The 12,985-nt window shown below is 73.8% G+C and carries 16 protein-coding genes; 7 read left to right on the forward strand and 9 right to left on the reverse strand.

Annotated elements, in window-relative coordinates; all coding sequences use genetic code 11:
• Both ACFPBZ_RS20475 and ACFPBZ_RS20480 read left to right on the forward strand, forming a co-directional pair.
• A partial coding sequence (locus tag ACFPBZ_RS20475; RefSeq protein WP_378037956.1) for an HNH endonuclease signature motif containing protein occupies nt 1-1,243 on the forward strand: 1,243 nt, incomplete at its 5' end.
• 71 nt (nt 1,244-1,314) lie between these two features.
• A complete protein-coding gene (locus ACFPBZ_RS20480) occupies nt 1,315-3,060 on the forward strand; it encodes an acyl-CoA dehydrogenase (RefSeq protein WP_378037957.1) in 1,746 nt (581 codons plus the stop codon).
• A 7-nt stretch (nt 3,061-3,067) separates the two neighbouring features.
• Here the strand turns inward: ACFPBZ_RS20480 and ACFPBZ_RS20485 are convergent, their stop codons facing one another.
• Both ACFPBZ_RS20485 and ACFPBZ_RS20490 read right to left on the reverse strand, forming a co-directional pair.
• Entirely contained in the window at nt 3,068-3,910 is an 843-nt protein-coding gene (locus tag ACFPBZ_RS20485; protein ID WP_378037958.1) for an NAD(P)H-dependent oxidoreductase, read from the reverse strand.
• The gene (locus ACFPBZ_RS20490) at nt 3,907-4,086 is read right to left on the reverse strand and encodes a hypothetical protein (protein WP_378037959.1); all 180 of its coding nucleotides are present in this window, start codon (nt 4,084-4,086) and stop codon (nt 3,907-3,909) included. The genes ACFPBZ_RS20485 and ACFPBZ_RS20490 overlap by 4 nt, the downstream gene beginning before the upstream one ends.
• 288 nt (nt 4,087-4,374) lie before the next feature.
• Between ACFPBZ_RS20490 and ACFPBZ_RS20495 the strand changes: the two genes are divergently transcribed.
• Together ACFPBZ_RS20495 and ACFPBZ_RS20500 are read left to right on the forward strand one after the other, a co-directional pair.
• Nucleotides 4,375-4,587 (forward strand): helix-turn-helix domain-containing protein, encoded by a 213-nt coding sequence (locus ACFPBZ_RS20495; RefSeq protein ID WP_378037960.1) that lies wholly within the window; start codon nt 4,375-4,377, stop codon nt 4,585-4,587.
• A gap of 9 nt (nt 4,588-4,596) precedes the next feature.
• On the forward strand, nt 4,597-5,157 hold the full coding sequence (locus tag ACFPBZ_RS20500) for a Clp protease N-terminal domain-containing protein (RefSeq protein ID WP_378037961.1): 561 nt from the start codon (nt 4,597-4,599) through the stop codon (nt 5,155-5,157).
• Nucleotides 5,158-5,170: 13 nt separating this feature from the next.
• Here the strand turns inward: ACFPBZ_RS20500 and ACFPBZ_RS20505 are convergent, their stop codons facing one another.
• The 3 genes from ACFPBZ_RS20505 to ACFPBZ_RS20515 all read right to left on the reverse strand — a co-directional run bounded on the left by ACFPBZ_RS20505 (nt 5,171) and on the right by ACFPBZ_RS20515 (nt 7,273).
• The gene (locus ACFPBZ_RS20505) at nt 5,171-6,049 is read right to left on the reverse strand and encodes a hypothetical protein (RefSeq protein WP_378037962.1); all 879 of its coding nucleotides are present in this window, start codon (nt 6,047-6,049) and stop codon (nt 5,171-5,173) included.
• Nucleotides 6,050-6,182: 133 nt separating this feature from the next.
• On the reverse strand, nt 6,183-6,530 hold the full coding sequence (locus ACFPBZ_RS20510) for a DUF3099 domain-containing protein (RefSeq protein WP_378037963.1): 348 nt from the start codon (nt 6,528-6,530) through the stop codon (nt 6,183-6,185).
• A gap of 143 nt (nt 6,531-6,673) precedes the next feature.
• A complete protein-coding gene (locus ACFPBZ_RS20515; protein WP_378037964.1) occupies nt 6,674-7,273 on the reverse strand; it encodes a TetR/AcrR family transcriptional regulator in 600 nt (199 codons plus the stop codon).
• Between the two features lie 67 nt (nt 7,274-7,340).
• On the opposite strand from ACFPBZ_RS20515, the gene ACFPBZ_RS20520 reads away from it, so the two are divergent.
• From ACFPBZ_RS20520 to ACFPBZ_RS20530, 3 genes are read left to right on the forward strand one after another with little or no spacing between them, the layout of a single operon-like run.
• Complete coding sequence (locus ACFPBZ_RS20520) at nt 7,341-8,054, forward strand: SDR family oxidoreductase (RefSeq protein ID WP_378037965.1); 714 nt, start codon at nt 7,341-7,343, stop codon at nt 8,052-8,054.
• 54 nt (nt 8,055-8,108) lie between these two features.
• Nucleotides 8,109-8,525 carry a DUF1707 SHOCT-like domain-containing protein gene (locus tag ACFPBZ_RS20525; protein WP_378037966.1) on the forward strand — a complete coding sequence of 139 codons (417 nt, stop codon included), beginning with the start codon at nt 8,109-8,111 and terminating at the stop codon, nt 8,523-8,525.
• Nucleotides 8,526-8,541: 16 nt separating this feature from the next.
• Nucleotides 8,542-9,429: an SMP-30/gluconolactonase/LRE family protein gene (locus tag ACFPBZ_RS20530; RefSeq protein WP_378037967.1), complete on the forward strand. Its 888-nt coding sequence runs from the start codon at nt 8,542-8,544 to the stop codon at nt 9,427-9,429.
• A 3-nt stretch (nt 9,430-9,432) separates the two neighbouring features.
• On the opposite strand, the gene ACFPBZ_RS20535 is transcribed toward ACFPBZ_RS20530, so the two are convergent.
• From ACFPBZ_RS20535 to ACFPBZ_RS20550, 4 genes are read right to left on the reverse strand one after another with little or no spacing between them, the layout of a single operon-like run.
• A complete protein-coding gene (locus ACFPBZ_RS20535; protein WP_378037968.1) occupies nt 9,433-10,407 on the reverse strand; it encodes an MBL fold metallo-hydrolase in 975 nt (324 codons plus the stop codon).
• Nucleotides 10,408-10,441: 34 nt separating this feature from the next.
• Nucleotides 10,442-10,669, reverse strand: a complete 228-nt coding sequence (locus ACFPBZ_RS20540; RefSeq protein ID WP_378037969.1) for a ferredoxin — start codon at nt 10,667-10,669, stop codon at nt 10,442-10,444.
• Complete coding sequence (locus ACFPBZ_RS20545; protein WP_378037970.1) at nt 10,666-11,913, reverse strand: cytochrome P450; 1,248 nt, start codon at nt 11,911-11,913, stop codon at nt 10,666-10,668. Before ACFPBZ_RS20545 ends, ACFPBZ_RS20540 begins: the two co-directional genes overlap by 4 nt.
• Before the next feature lie 13 nt (nt 11,914-11,926).
• Entirely contained in the window at nt 11,927-12,871 is a 945-nt protein-coding gene (locus tag ACFPBZ_RS20550) for a fumarylacetoacetate hydrolase family protein (protein WP_378037971.1), read from the reverse strand.
• Nucleotides 12,872-12,985: the final 114 nt, after the last annotated feature.

Genomic DNA, 12,985 nt, shown 5'->3' on the forward strand with positions numbered 1-12,985 from the left:
CGAGCACGTCACCGCCATCTTCGACCACCCCGACGACGACCCCGACAGCCCCGACCCCAGCGGCGGCCCGGACGGTCCTGACCTCGACCACCCCGACCTCGACGGCCCGGACGACGACGGCCCGGATGACGACGGTCCCGACAGCGGCCCGGGGGACAACGGCCCGGACAGCGGCCCGGGTAACGACGGCCCCGACAGCGGCCCGGACGACAATGGCCCGGACGACAGCGGCCCAGACGACTGCCACAGCCGCGACGCGGACAGCGGCGGTGTCGAGGACGACGACCACGGCGAGCCTGATGTCGGGCCGGACGGCTCGGCGGGTTCCGGTGGCGCGCCGGTCGTGGCGTTCCGGCCGCGCACCGTGCTGCGCCTGGAACTAGGCACCCTGCTCGGCCTCGACCGCCGCCCCGGCGAGATCCCCGGCCTCGGACCGATCATGAACTCCGCCGCGGTCGCCATGGCCTGGGCCCGCACCCACTGCCGGTTCCGCATCACCCTCTACGACGACGACGGCCACCTCGACCACGTCCTCTCCGTCCGACCCCCCGCCACCGGACCACCCCCGGTAGGCGGCCGACGCCGCCACCACATCGTCGAGCTCACCGCCCACACCCACGAACTCGACGCCCTCGCCGCCGACGGCCAGATCGTCCCGTCCAGGCCGGCCCGCGAACTGCTGCGCCGGGTCCTGCGCGCCCTCGCAAAGGAGCGGGCTCGGCCCGCCGAGGAGCACCCATCCCGCACCCACGCCGAAGCCGACCACCGGTTCCCGTCGACCCGGCTCCGCGACTGGGTCACCGCCCGCGACCGCACCTGCCGCGCCCCCGGCTGCTCACTCGACGCCACCCGCTGCGACACCGACCACACCCTCGCCGTCACCGACCACGGCCACACCCACGCCGAGAACCTCGGCCCCCTGTGCCGCCGCGACCACCGCTTCAAGCACGACCCCGACACCGGCTGGACCGTGCACCAGACCCGCCCCGGACGCTTCGAGTGGACCTCCCCCACCGGCCGGACCCACATCCGAGAGCCCGAGCGCTACCGACCCCTCGGCGACCCCATCGCGCGCACCGGGCCCCCACCCGCCCTCGACGAGCACCAACCCCGACGCGGCCGCCCCGGTGAGCCCCGCCCCAACAAACACGGCATCGCCACCTGGGCCTCCCTCGACACCGCCTCCTACCTGCGCCACCGCGCCGCCACCCTCGCCGGCCAGACCGACGGACCGCCCTTCTGACGTCGTCGGTCGACCGGGCAGTGACGACCTCGTCGCGGCGCCCGGGGCCGAGCCGGCGGCATGATGGGCGGGTGACCTCCCGGATCCTGGACCGCGCCGACCTGGACTTCCTGCTCCACGACTGGCTCCGCGTGGGCGAACTCCTGACCCGCGAGCCCTTCGCCGAGCACGACCGCGACACCATCGACGCCGTCCTCGACCTCGCCGAGGAGATCGCCACCGAGCGGTTCGCCCCGCACAACCGGGCCGCCGACGAGGCCGAGCCGCACCTCGAGGACGGGAAGGTCGTCCTCGTCGACGGCGTCCGCGAGGCCGTCACGGCCTTCGCCGAGGCCGGGTTCATCGCCGCCGCGGTGCCCGCCGACCACGGCGGCACCGGCCTGCCCTTCACGGTCGCCCGCGCCGCGCTCGCCTGGTTCCAGGCCGCGAACATCGGGACCGCGAGCTACCCCTTCCTGACGACGGCCGCGGTCAACCTGCTCCTGGCGCACGGCACGCCGGAGCAGGTCGAGACCTGGGTGCCGCCGATGCTCGACGGCCGCGCCTCGGGGACGATGTGCCTGTCCGAGCCGCAGGCCGGCTCGTCGCTCGCCGACATCACCACGCGCGCCGAGCCCGCCGACGACGGCTCCTACCGCATCACCGGCACCAAGATGTGGATCTCCGGCGGCGAGCACGAGCTGACGCCGAACATCATCCACCTGGTGCTCGCCAAGATCCCCGGCGGACCGGCCGGTGTGAAGGGCATCAGCCTCTTCGCCGTCCCCCGGTACCTCGCCGACGGCAGCCACAACGACGTCGCCCTCGCGGGGCTCAACCACAAGATGGGCTACCGCGGCACCGTCAACACGCTGCTCAACTTCGGCGAGAAGGGCGACGGCGCGGTCGGCTGGCTCGTCGGCGGGGAGCACCGCGGCCTCGCGGCCATGTTCCACATGATGAACGAGGCGCGCGTGGGCGTCGGGATCGGCGCGGCCGCGCTCGGCGTCACCGGCTACCTGCACTCGCTCGAGTACGCCGGCACCCGCACCCAGGGACGGGCGGTGGGCGGGCGGGACGTCACCTCCCCGATGGTCGCGATCTCCCAGCACTCCGACGTGAAGCGGATGCTGCTCGCCCAGAAGTCCTACGCCGAGGCGGGCATGGCGCTCGGGCTCTACTGCTCACGGCTCGTCGACGAGAAGGACACGGCCCCCGACGACGACGCCCGCGCGCGGGCGGCCCTGCTGCTCGACGTGCTGACGCCGATCGCGAAGAGCTGGCCCTCGCAGTGGTGCCTCACCGCGAACGACCTCGCGATCCAGGTGCTCGGCGGGTCGGGCTACACCCGCGACTTCCCGGTCGAGCAGTTCTACCGCGACAACCGGCTCAACCCGATCCACGAGGGCACCCACGGGATCCAGGCGATCGACCTGCTCGGGCGCAAGGCCGTCATGCGCGACGGCGCCGGGCTCGACCTCCTGCTCACCACGATCCGCGAGACCACCGCCCGGGCCGGCGAGCACGGCGAGTACGCCGCCGCCCTCGAGGCCGCGCTGGGCCGGATCGAGAAGACCACCGCCACCCTGCACGGCGCCGGCGACCCCGACGTCACCCTCGCGAACGCGAGCGTCTACCTGGAGGCCGTCGGCCACGTCGTCGTGGCGTGGATATGGCTCGAGCAGCTCCTGGCGCTGGGCGACCGGAGCGACCGGTTCGCCGAGGGCAAGCGCGCCGCGGCGCGGTACTTCTTCCGCTTCGAGCTCCCGCGGACCGGGCCGCAGTTCGACCTGCTCGACTCGCTCGACACCACCACCCTCGACTGGACGGCCGGCTGAGCCCGCGTCACGCCGCGGTGGTCTCGAGGAGCCACCGGGCGTAGGCGTCCTCGGGCGCGGTGGCGACGACCCGGCGCAGCTGCGCCTCGGCCCGCCGTCGCTGCGCCGACCCGAGGTAGGCCTGGGCGAGGAGCAGGCGGACCGACGTCGCCGCCGGGTCGTGCTCGACGATGCGCTCGAGCATCCGGGCGGCCTCGCTCCACTCCCCCAGGTCGCCGTGGTGGGTCGCGCGGTCCCAGAGCTCGCCGACGTCGGCGGCGTCGAGGTCCGTTCGCGGCGGCAGGGGGACCGGGGTCGCCGCGACGACCGCCGCGGCGAGGTCCCGTGCTCCCGCGAGCACACCGGCCTCGGCCGTGGGGTCCCCGGCCGCGCCCACGACGACCGTCGGGACGACGACCGCCCCGAGGCGCGTCAGCAGCGGCCGCACCGCACGGACGCCGCCACCCCCGGCCGTCGTCGCCGCCACGAGCAGCGGCACCCCGTCGAGGGTCCCGGGCTCCAGCGTGTCGAGGAAGGTCCGGAGGAGCCCCGACCCGCCCGAGTCGGGCGTGACGGCGACGATCGCGTCGGCACGCTCGACCACGTCGACGAGCAGGGCCGGCGACGTCCCGGTGACCAGCGCCGTGGCGAGGTGGTCGACGTGCTCGCGCAGGGCCAGCCACTCGACGTGCACCGGCCCGTCGTGGCGCAGGAGGTCGGCGGCCACCCCGACGATCCGCTCGCCGGCCATCCGGGCCGGCAGGCTCGCGGTGGTCGCGGACCGGTCGGGGCCGGCGTCGACGACGAGCAGGGTGCGCACGGCCGCGGCCACCACGACGTCGCGGCGGCGGGGCAACGCCGGCGCGCTCACGTCCGCACCCGGGCGGTCTGCACCACGACATCACCGAGGTCGTCGAAGTCGAGCTCCGCCGTGCACCAGTACTGCAACCGTGCTGCCTCGTCCCGCGAGTACGGGCCGAAGCTGTCCATCGACCCCGTCCGTGGGTCGGTGAGGACCACCAACCACGAATCGTCCACCTGCGTCACCTGCGTGTCTCCCGTAACTCCCGTACTGCCCGACGCGCCGGATATCGCCGCCCGACGGCCGTCCGTGAGCCGCGTGACGCCGAAGGATCAGATCGAGTAGTGCGCAATCGAGCCCTCGGCGTGTCGGACCGCGTCATAACCCACACGGCCTAGGGTCCTCGGGTTCGCCCCGGCCCACGCCCGCGTGTCCGCGCCGGGACACGGACATGCACTCACACCGGGCAGGGCCATCCGGGCGCGATGTCAACCATCATTGACACCGCCCTCGTGTCAGCCTAGGTTGACGGCATGGCTGATGCGGTGGCAGTGGCGACGTCGGCGTCCTCGACGGACCCCGCAGTCGGACTGGCGGCGGTCGCGTCGCTCCGGACGCTCACCGACTCCCTCGAGGAGCTGCAGGTGGGGCGGGCCCGACGGCTGGGCTGGCCGTGGCAGCAGATCGCCGACGCCCTCGGCGTCAGCCGGCAGGCGGTGCACAAGAAGCACCGCGGATCGACCTGAGGAGGTCCCGTGTTCGAACGGTTCACCCGGCCCGCCCGCACCGTCGTGGTGCTGGCCCAGGAGCACGCCCGCATGCTCGGCGCGACGGAGGTCGAGTCGGCGCACGTGCTGATCGGCGTCCGGGAGACCGAGGGGGCGGGCGCACGACTGCTCGCCGCGCACGGGATCACCGCCGACGACGTCCGCACCGCGGTCCGGACGGCCGACGCCGCGTCCCGGCTGCCCGATGCCGAGGCCCTCGCCGGCCTCGGGATCGACCTCGACGAGATCCGGCGCCGGGTCGAGGAGACGTTCGGGCCCGGAGCCCTGGAGGGCACCCGCGCCGCCGCCCGTCGGGCCCGCCGCCGGGCATGGGGGCACCTGCGGTTCGCCCCCGGGGCGAAGACGACCCTCGAACTCGCCCTGCGCGAGGCGGTCCGTCGCGGGGACGGCTACATCGGGACCGAGCACGTGCTGCTCGGCCTCCTCCACCCGCAGAGCGGGACCGCCGCGGAGTTCCTGCGGGCCCGCGGAATGACGCTCGAGGACGCGCGGGCCGAGCTCGACGACCCGGGCCGCGCCGCGGGCTGACGTGTGCGTGGGCTCATGCCAGTGGCGGCACGGGCATCGCGCGCAGGTCGTGCAGGACGGCCTCCCGGTCGGCGGGTGCCGCGTCCCCGCCGGAGCGGCGGACGACGCCGAGCAGCACGACCCCGAGCGGATGGTCGACGTAGCGGTGGGCGTTCCACTCCTGGCGGCCGTCGGCCCGGACGGAGAACTCGACCACGGTGCCGCCCGAGCCGTCGTCGTCGACCTCGTGGTGACCGACGTCGGCCGGTCCCCGCTCGATCGCGTCGAGCAGGGCGGCGACCCTGGACCCGGAGCCGGGCGACCGGGTGTCGACCTCGACCACCACCATCGCACCGGACGCCTCGACACTCTGCCCGGCCGGGACGTACTCGGCCCGGTGGTGGCCGGGCACCGGGTTCGACCGCCACGCGAGCTCGTGGTCGAGACCGGCGACGGCGAGGCGCTCCGGCCACACCGGGACGATCTCGGCCAGCCGCGACCCAGCCCGGTCGACCTCCAGCAGGTCCCCGCGGCGCTCGAGGCGCGAGCCCCGGAAACGCCGCGCGACGGTGCCGTAGGGCTGGGCGAGCAGCCACGCGTCGGGCTCGTCGACCGTCCCGACCTCGACCAGCACCGCGTCGCTGCGCTCGCCGTCGACCGTGGCGTACCCGTCCCACGCGATCGCGTAGGCCGTGGCGGGCGTCGTCGGCCCGACGCTCGCCCGGGCCTGCTCGAGGCCCTCCGCGAGGTCGGGCCCGAAGCGCGTGTGCTGCAGGGTCCGGTCCCGCGGCCCGGGCCGGTCGTCGAGCAGCATGAGGTGCGGCGCGAACGGTCCGCTCCCACGCTGGAGGCCGTCCACGCTGTCGGCGACGATCCACTCCACCAGCGTCGCCACCCGCTCCGGGAGCGTCACGAGGCGCCCCCGGCCGTCCGCTGCTCGCTCACCTCGTGCTCCATGCGGAGAGCATGCCCGGCGCTCGGAGGAGTTCGCGTACCCCCGACGAACGACCGCGGCCGCGCCGCCGTGCGACGCGGCCCCGGGTGGGTCAGCGAGCCTCGACCTCGCGCGGCATGTCGATCGTCTCCGGCGCGACGCGAGGGGTGGGCACCGGCAGCGCCGGGACCTCGCGGCGGTAGCGCGCGACCTTCTCGACCTTGCGCGGCGGGCGGTCGTTCGCGACGAGGACCGCGATCCACGGCAGGGGCACCGACGCGACGACGACGACCGCGGCGGCGATGCTCCACCCGAAGCCGAGGGCGAGGACGCCGGCGATGACCAGGCACGGGATACGCATGGCCATGATCAGCGAGTAGCGACGCTGGCGGGCCGCGAACTCCTCGGCGGGCGAGATCGGGGCTCCGGTGATCAGGACGGGGGTCTGCTGCCGACGCACGTCGGGCTCCTCTCCGGGCGCCGTTGCCCGGTGACGATGGTGCGGACCGAGGTGGTAACGGCCCGTACCAGCATCAACACCGACACCCCGGACGACCATCCGCCCCTGGCCTCCACCGGCCGGTGTCACCGGTCACGGGGAGGTCACCGCATCCCGTCGATCAGGGCCCGCGCCGCCCGCCGGGCCCGCTCGGGGGTCGGCTCGTCGGTGACCCGGTCGGTCGTCAGGAACCCGTCGGCGTCGAGCGTGGCGTACCCGTGGGCGAGGACCACCACCTGCTCGGTGAGCCGGAGCGCCGCCTCCCCCGCGATCTCGCCCGCCGGGTCGAGGAACAGCGCCATGAGCCCGCGCCCCGCCTCGGCGAGCTCCCGGTCGCGGACCGCCCGCAGGGCCGGCGAGAAGATCACGTCGAACCCGACGCGACGCTCGGCGACGACCGCGGCGTAGGCGCCGGCGGCCGCGGCCAGCCGGTCCCGGGGGTCGGGCCCGGCCGCCTCCACGGCCTCGCCGACCGCCACCGCCAGCAGCCGGGCGGCCCGGGCGGCGACCGCGGCGAGGAAGCCGTCGCGGTCGGTGAAGTGGCGGTAGGGCGCGGCCGTGCTCACCCCGACCCGCCGCGCCACCTCGGCCACCGAGAACCCCGCCGAGCCCGCCGCCGCCAGCTGCTCGAGACCGGCGTCGACCAGCGCGGACGGCAGGTCCCCGTGGTGGTAGCGACCCCGCTGCCGCGGCCCTCCCGGCATGCCCACCCCCGATGTGAGAAGGCTGATACTCTAGCGAGTGACAGCCCTATCACATAGGAGGACACCCATGGACGCACCCGTCGTCGTGATCACCGGCGCCAGCAGCGGGATCGGCGAGGCCACCGCGCACGAGCTCGCCGGTCGCGGCGCCCGTCTGGTCCTCGGGGCCCGTCGGGCCGACCGGCTCGAGGCCGTCGCGGCCGCCACCGGCGCCGTCGCGACGGTGACCGACGTGCGTCGTCGGGACGACGTCGCCGCTCTGGTTGACCTCGCTCTCGAGACCCACGGGCGCCTCGACGTCCTGGTCAACAACGCCGGGGTCGCCCGCACGGGCCCGCTGGACGGCCAGACCGTGGACGAGTGGGACGAGATGATCGACGTCAACCTCCGCGGGGTCCTGCACGGGGTCGCCGCCGCGCTGCCGGTCTTCCGGCGCCAGGGGTCGGGGCACGTGGTCACCGTCGTCTCCACCTCCGGGCTGAAGATCGTGCCGGAGCAGGTGGTCTACGCCGCGACGAAGAACGCGGTCCGGACCTTCTGCGAGGGGCTGCGCCAGGAGGCGGGCGCCCACCTGCGGGTCACCGCCGTCTCCCCCGGGTTCACCGCGACCGAGCTGGTCGACTCCGTGCCCGACCCGGAGGTGCGGGCACGGTTCCAGGCGCAGATGGCCGAGCTCGCCATGCCGCCCGACGCCGTCGCGCGCGCGATCGCCTACGCGATCGAGCAGCCGCCGGGGGTGGACGTCGGGGAGATCGTCGTGCGCCCGACCGCGCAGGCCTGAAACCGACGACCTCGGCTCACGGCGGGTTCGCGGATTCGGGCGCACCATGGAGGCATGGACGAGGACCGCACCGACCGGCCGGCCGACCCGCCCCGGGTGCGGGCGGGTCACGACGAACGCGCGGCCGCCATGCAGGCGCTCGACGGCCACCTCGAGGCCGGGCGCCTCGACGTGGCGGAGTACGGCACCCGCTCCGACCGCGCCGCCGCGGCCGTCTACCGCGACGAGCTCGACGCCCTGTTCACCGACCTCCCGCAGCCCCACGCGACGACGCCGTCGACCGACGTCCGCCGGGTCGACCCGCAGCTGCCGGCGCACCGCGGGCAGCGCCAGCTCGCCCTCGTGCTGCCGATCATGCTCGGCATCGGGCTCGTCCTGCTCACGGTGTTCGGCAACCCGGCGGGCTTCATGCTCTTCCCGCTGATCTTCCTGCTCGTCGGCCGCTTCGGGCCCCCGCGGCGGCACTTCTGACCTAGGGTCGCGCGGCATGGAGCTCCACACCGTCGTGGACGGGATGTCCTTCACCGAGTGCCCGCGCTGGCACGACGACCGCCTCTGGTTCGTCGACTTCTACACCCACGCCGTGTACTCGGCCCGGGAGGACGGGTCGGACCTGCGGACCGAGCTCGAGGTCCCGGCCCAGCCCTCCGGCATCGGCTGGCTCCCCGACGGACGGCTGATCGCGGTGTCGGCCCTCGACAAGCGCATCCTCCGCCGCGAGGACGACGGCACCGTCGTCACGCACGCCGATCTGTCCGAGCACGCCCCGGCCCAGCTCAACGACATGATCGTCGACTCCGCCACCGGGCGGGCCTGGGTCGGCAACTTCGGCTTCGACCTGATGGCGGGCGACCCGGTGGGGCCCACGCCCCTGCACCGGGTCGACCCCGACGGGTCGGTGCACGACGCCGCCCCCGACCTCTGGTTCCCCAACGGCAGCGTCCTGTCCGGCGGCGTGCTGCTGGTCGACGAGACGTTCGGCAACCGGGTGTCCGCGTTCGACGTGCACGACGACGGGACGCTCGGCGACCGCCGCGACTGGGCGACGTTCGGGTCGCTGCCCACCTCCTCGGAGCTGAACACGGTGCTCGGCGGCGAGCTCGCGGTGGCCCCCGACGGCTGCTCGGTCCTCGACGCCGAGGGCTGCCTGTGGATCGCCGACGCCCTGGGCAACCGGGCGATCCGGGTGCGCGAGGGCGGCGAGATCGTCGACGCCGTCGAGCCCGGCACCGGCGTCTACGCCTGCGGGCTCGGCGGCTCCGACGGTCGCACCCTCTACCTGTGCACGGCCCCGGACTTCCTCGCGCACAACCGCCGCGACACCCGCGAGGCCGCGATCATGGCGACGACGGTGTCGGTCCCCATGGCCGGCTGAGGATCAGCCGCGGGAGGCCGGCACCGGATCGGCACCCTCGAAACCCTCGAGGGCGGCGATCTTCGTCAGGACGCTGAGCCGGTCCGGGCGCGGGACCGAGGGATCGAGTTGCTGGTAGACGTTCAGGACGTTCTGGGCGAGGCGGCCGGCCTCGGGGAGGTCCGCCCATTTCCCGAGGTCGATCGAGGCGATGGCGTCGTCGACGTCGAGGCCGTCCTCGTACCGCCTGCGGGCCTCGTCCGTCACGTAGACGAGGTACTCCCGCATGACGCTCACCTCGGACTTGCCGCTGACCGGGCCATGGCCGGGCACGATCGTCACGACGTCCATGTCGAGGATGAGGTCGAGCGCCGCGACCCACCGGTCGATGGGGCCGGCCCAGGCGATGGGCGTTCCGCCGACGAACATGACGTCCCCGGCGTAGAGCAACCTCGCGTCCGGGACGAGCACGAGGGCGTCGCCCGGCGTGTGTGCGGGTCCCACCTGGATGAGCCGGACCTCGCGTCCCCCGACGTCGATGCTCTCCTCCCCCTCAAAGGTGCGGTCGGGCCCGGTCGCGGTGATGCCCTCGAGGTCGAAGGGCCCGAAGACGTGCCGGGCGAAGTCCCCCAGCGTCCCGGGGGCGTGCTTGACGCTCGCGACGGCGTCGGCCGCCTCCTGGGTCATCAACGCGGCGGCGGCGGCGGTCGCCAGGATCTCCACGTCCCGCCTGGCCAGGAGCTGGTTGCCGAAGGTGTGATCGGGGTCGGAGTGGGTGTTGACGAGGGTCCGCACGGGGTGGTGGTCGGTGACCGGGCGGACACCTTCGAGCATCTCGCGGGTGAGCGCGAGGTCGAAGAGCGTGTCGACCATCAGCGACACACCGCTGCCGGTGACGAGGCCGGAGTTGCTCCAGCCCCAGCTGCCGTCGGGCTGCAGCCACGCGTGGCAGCCGTCGCCGAGATCGTGCAGGCCTCGTCGGTAGTCGAGGGTGCTCATCGTGCGGACCTCCCGGTGTCGTTGGTCGGACGGGTCATGCGAGAGCCTCGCCGTCGGCGTCGAGGACCTCGATCGCGGCGAGCGGGCAGGCTTCCTGGGCGGCGATCGCAGCCGGCAGGCGATCGGGTGCGGGGTGCTCGTCGAGCACCGTGACCCAGCCGCCGTCGGTGGCCCCGAAGATGTCAGGGGCCGCTCCCCGGCACGCTCCCGTCCCCGCGCAGTACTCCTGGTGGACGACCACGACGGGTCCCGCGGTGCTCACAGGATCACGGGCCGGTGCTGCCACACCCGCGCGACCGAATTGGATGACCGACGGACGGCCCGAGCCTCGCCGGCCCGGATGTCGGGGTAGCTGCGCAGCACGTGCTCGAACACGACCTGTCCCTCGAGACGGGCGAGCGGGGCACCGACACAGAAGTGCACCCCGTGGTAGAAGGCGAGGTGTTTGTTGTCCTCGCGGGGCACGACGAACTCGTCGGGCCGCTCGAAGCGCCGCGGGTCCCGGTTCGCCGTCGCCGGACTGGGGAACAGCAGCGTGCCGGCCGGGAGGACGCGCTCGCCGAGCTGGACCTCGGTGGTGGTCTTGCGGATCGTGAGGTGCAGCGGCGGGTCGATGCGCAGCATCTCCTCGACCGCGTCGGGCAGCAGGGCCGGGTCGGCGAGGAGCCGACGGTGCACGTCGGGGTTCTCGAAGAGCAGTGTGAGCCCGCTCCCGATGAGGCCGGTGGTGGTCTCGTTGCCGGCGACGAGCAGCAGCGCGATCTGGGCCAGCAGCTCGACGTCCGAGAGCTCGTCCCCCGCGACCGTCTCGGTCTGGACCAGCGTCGTGACGAGGTCGTCCCGCGGGTCGACCCGACGGGCGGCCACGAGCTCGCCGAGGTAGTCGAAGAGCTCCAACGTCGTCGTGATCGCCTCGTCGCGGCGTGACCCCTGGACCACCGGGTCGAAGGTCGACGCGTAGGCGTACGACCACTCGCGGAACCGGGGTCGCATCTCGTCGGGGACCCCGAGGATCGCCGCGATCACGGCGACGGGCACGTCGGCGGCGAAGCCCGGCATGATGTCGAACTCGGTGTCCCGCGGGTAGCGCTCGATCAGTTCTGCGGTCACCCGTTCCACCAGCGGCCGCCAGCGGGCCACGCCGTGGGCGGTGAAGGCATGGCGGAACGTCGAGCGGATCCGGGTGTGGGCGGGCGGATCGGCGAACATGAACAACCGCGACGCGGCGTCGATGTAGCGAACGTGCTCGGGATCGGACGGGTCGTGGATACCGGGCGCCGAGTCGAAGAACAGATCACTGGAGAAGACCTTCGGGTCGGCCCCGATCCGGCGGACGTCGGCGTAGCGGGTGACGAGGTAGGCCTGCAGCAGGTCGGACCAGTGGATGCCGTCACCCGACTCGCGCAGCTCCGCGTAGATCGGATACGGGTCCTCGACCTGGCCGCCGAACAGGTCGCCCAGGAGTTGCGCCGGGCGATCGGTGGTGGCTGGGGGGATCGTCGTCATCGGGTTCTCCGTCTCAGTACCCGGTCCGCAGCAGGACCGGCGCGGGCGAGGGGCAGACGAGCTGGCGGGTGCCGCCGAGGACCGGCGACCGCAGCGACACCACGTCTCCGGCCTCCAGCCATCCGGTGAAGGCGGCGGGGTCGTCGGTGTCGAGGTGCTCGAGCAGGCAGCCGCCGGGCACGGTGCCGGAGGCGATCACGTCCCCGGGCCGCAGCTCGGTCCCGCGGGAGACGAACGCGAGGAGCTCCCCGAAGCTCCAGTCTGCGAGGGCGAGGGAGCCACGGGCGATCTCGCGGTCGTTGACGTGCGCCGTGACCTCGACGTCGAGGCGGCCCTCGCGGCGGTACGGCTCCAGCTCGTCGGCCGTCACGAGCGCCGGCCCGAGCGTGATGGCGCTGTCCTTCGACTTGCCCATCCCGATGCCCTGGGCCATGTCGCGCATCTGGTGGTCGCGGGCGGTCCAGTCGTTGAAGAAGGTGTAACCGGCGATGTGGGTCTCGGCGTCCTCGGGACGGAGGTCTCGCCCCGGGCGACCGATCACGGCGGCGACCTCCAGCTCGAAGTCGAACCACTGCGATCCCGGGGCGATCGGCACGTCGTCGTGCGGGCCGAGCACGGCGGCCGGGTTCCCGAAGTAGAACGCCGGCGTCTGGGACCAGGCCGGGTGGAGCTCCTCCGTACGCCCGAGCGCGCGGTAGCACCCGCGGAGGTGCTCGAGGAAGCACAGTCCGTCCCGGACCGACGGAGGGGTCGGAATCGGGGCGAGCAGCCGGACCTCGTCGAGCCTCCGCATCTCCGTCGGGTTCGCTCGGGCGCTCGCACCGGCCTCGGCCAGACGCTCACCGCCGTCGCCCAACAGCGACAGCAGCGTCACCTCACGGTCGAGCCCGGACACGACCTCACCGTCGAGCAACCCCAATCGGGCACCGGAACCGGCGTCGTAGGTCACCCAGTGCATCGCCACTCCTCGTCCGCTCAACCTGTACTTGAGTACAAGTTCGTCGAAGTCGACCGTAGTGCGCCGGGTCACACCGAAGCAATACTCGAGTACAACTTCGCGTCGGAGGCTGTG

This window comes from Actinomycetospora atypica (genome assembly GCF_042653685.1).
In the GTDB taxonomy this organism is placed as follows: domain Bacteria; phylum Actinomycetota; class Actinomycetes; order Mycobacteriales; family Pseudonocardiaceae; genus Actinomycetospora; species Actinomycetospora atypica.

Coding starts and splice junctions, on each gene's coding strand:
- ACFPBZ_RS20495 (WP_378037960.1), top strand. CDS start 4,375: ATGGCTGATGCGGTGGCAGTGGCGACGTCGGCGTCCTCGACGGACCCC.
- ACFPBZ_RS20530 (WP_378037967.1), top strand. CDS start 8,542: ATGGAGCTCCACACCGTCGTGGACGGGATGTCCTTCACCGAGTGCCCG.
- ACFPBZ_RS20515 (WP_378037964.1), bottom strand. CDS start 7,273: ATGCCGGGAGGGCCGCGGCAGCGGGGTCGCTACCACCACGGGGACCTG.
- ACFPBZ_RS20550 (WP_378037971.1), bottom strand. CDS start 12,871: ATGCACTGGGTGACCTACGACGCCGGTTCCGGTGCCCGATTGGGGTTG.
- ACFPBZ_RS20535 (WP_378037968.1), bottom strand. CDS start 10,407: ATGAGCACCCTCGACTACCGACGAGGCCTGCACGATCTCGGCGACGGC.
- ACFPBZ_RS20520 (WP_378037965.1), top strand. CDS start 7,341: ATGGACGCACCCGTCGTCGTGATCACCGGCGCCAGCAGCGGGATCGGC.
- ACFPBZ_RS20525 (WP_378037966.1), top strand. CDS start 8,109: ATGGACGAGGACCGCACCGACCGGCCGGCCGACCCGCCCCGGGTGCGG.
- ACFPBZ_RS20545 (WP_378037970.1), bottom strand. CDS start 11,913: ATGACGACGATCCCCCCAGCCACCACCGATCGCCCGGCGCAACTCCTG.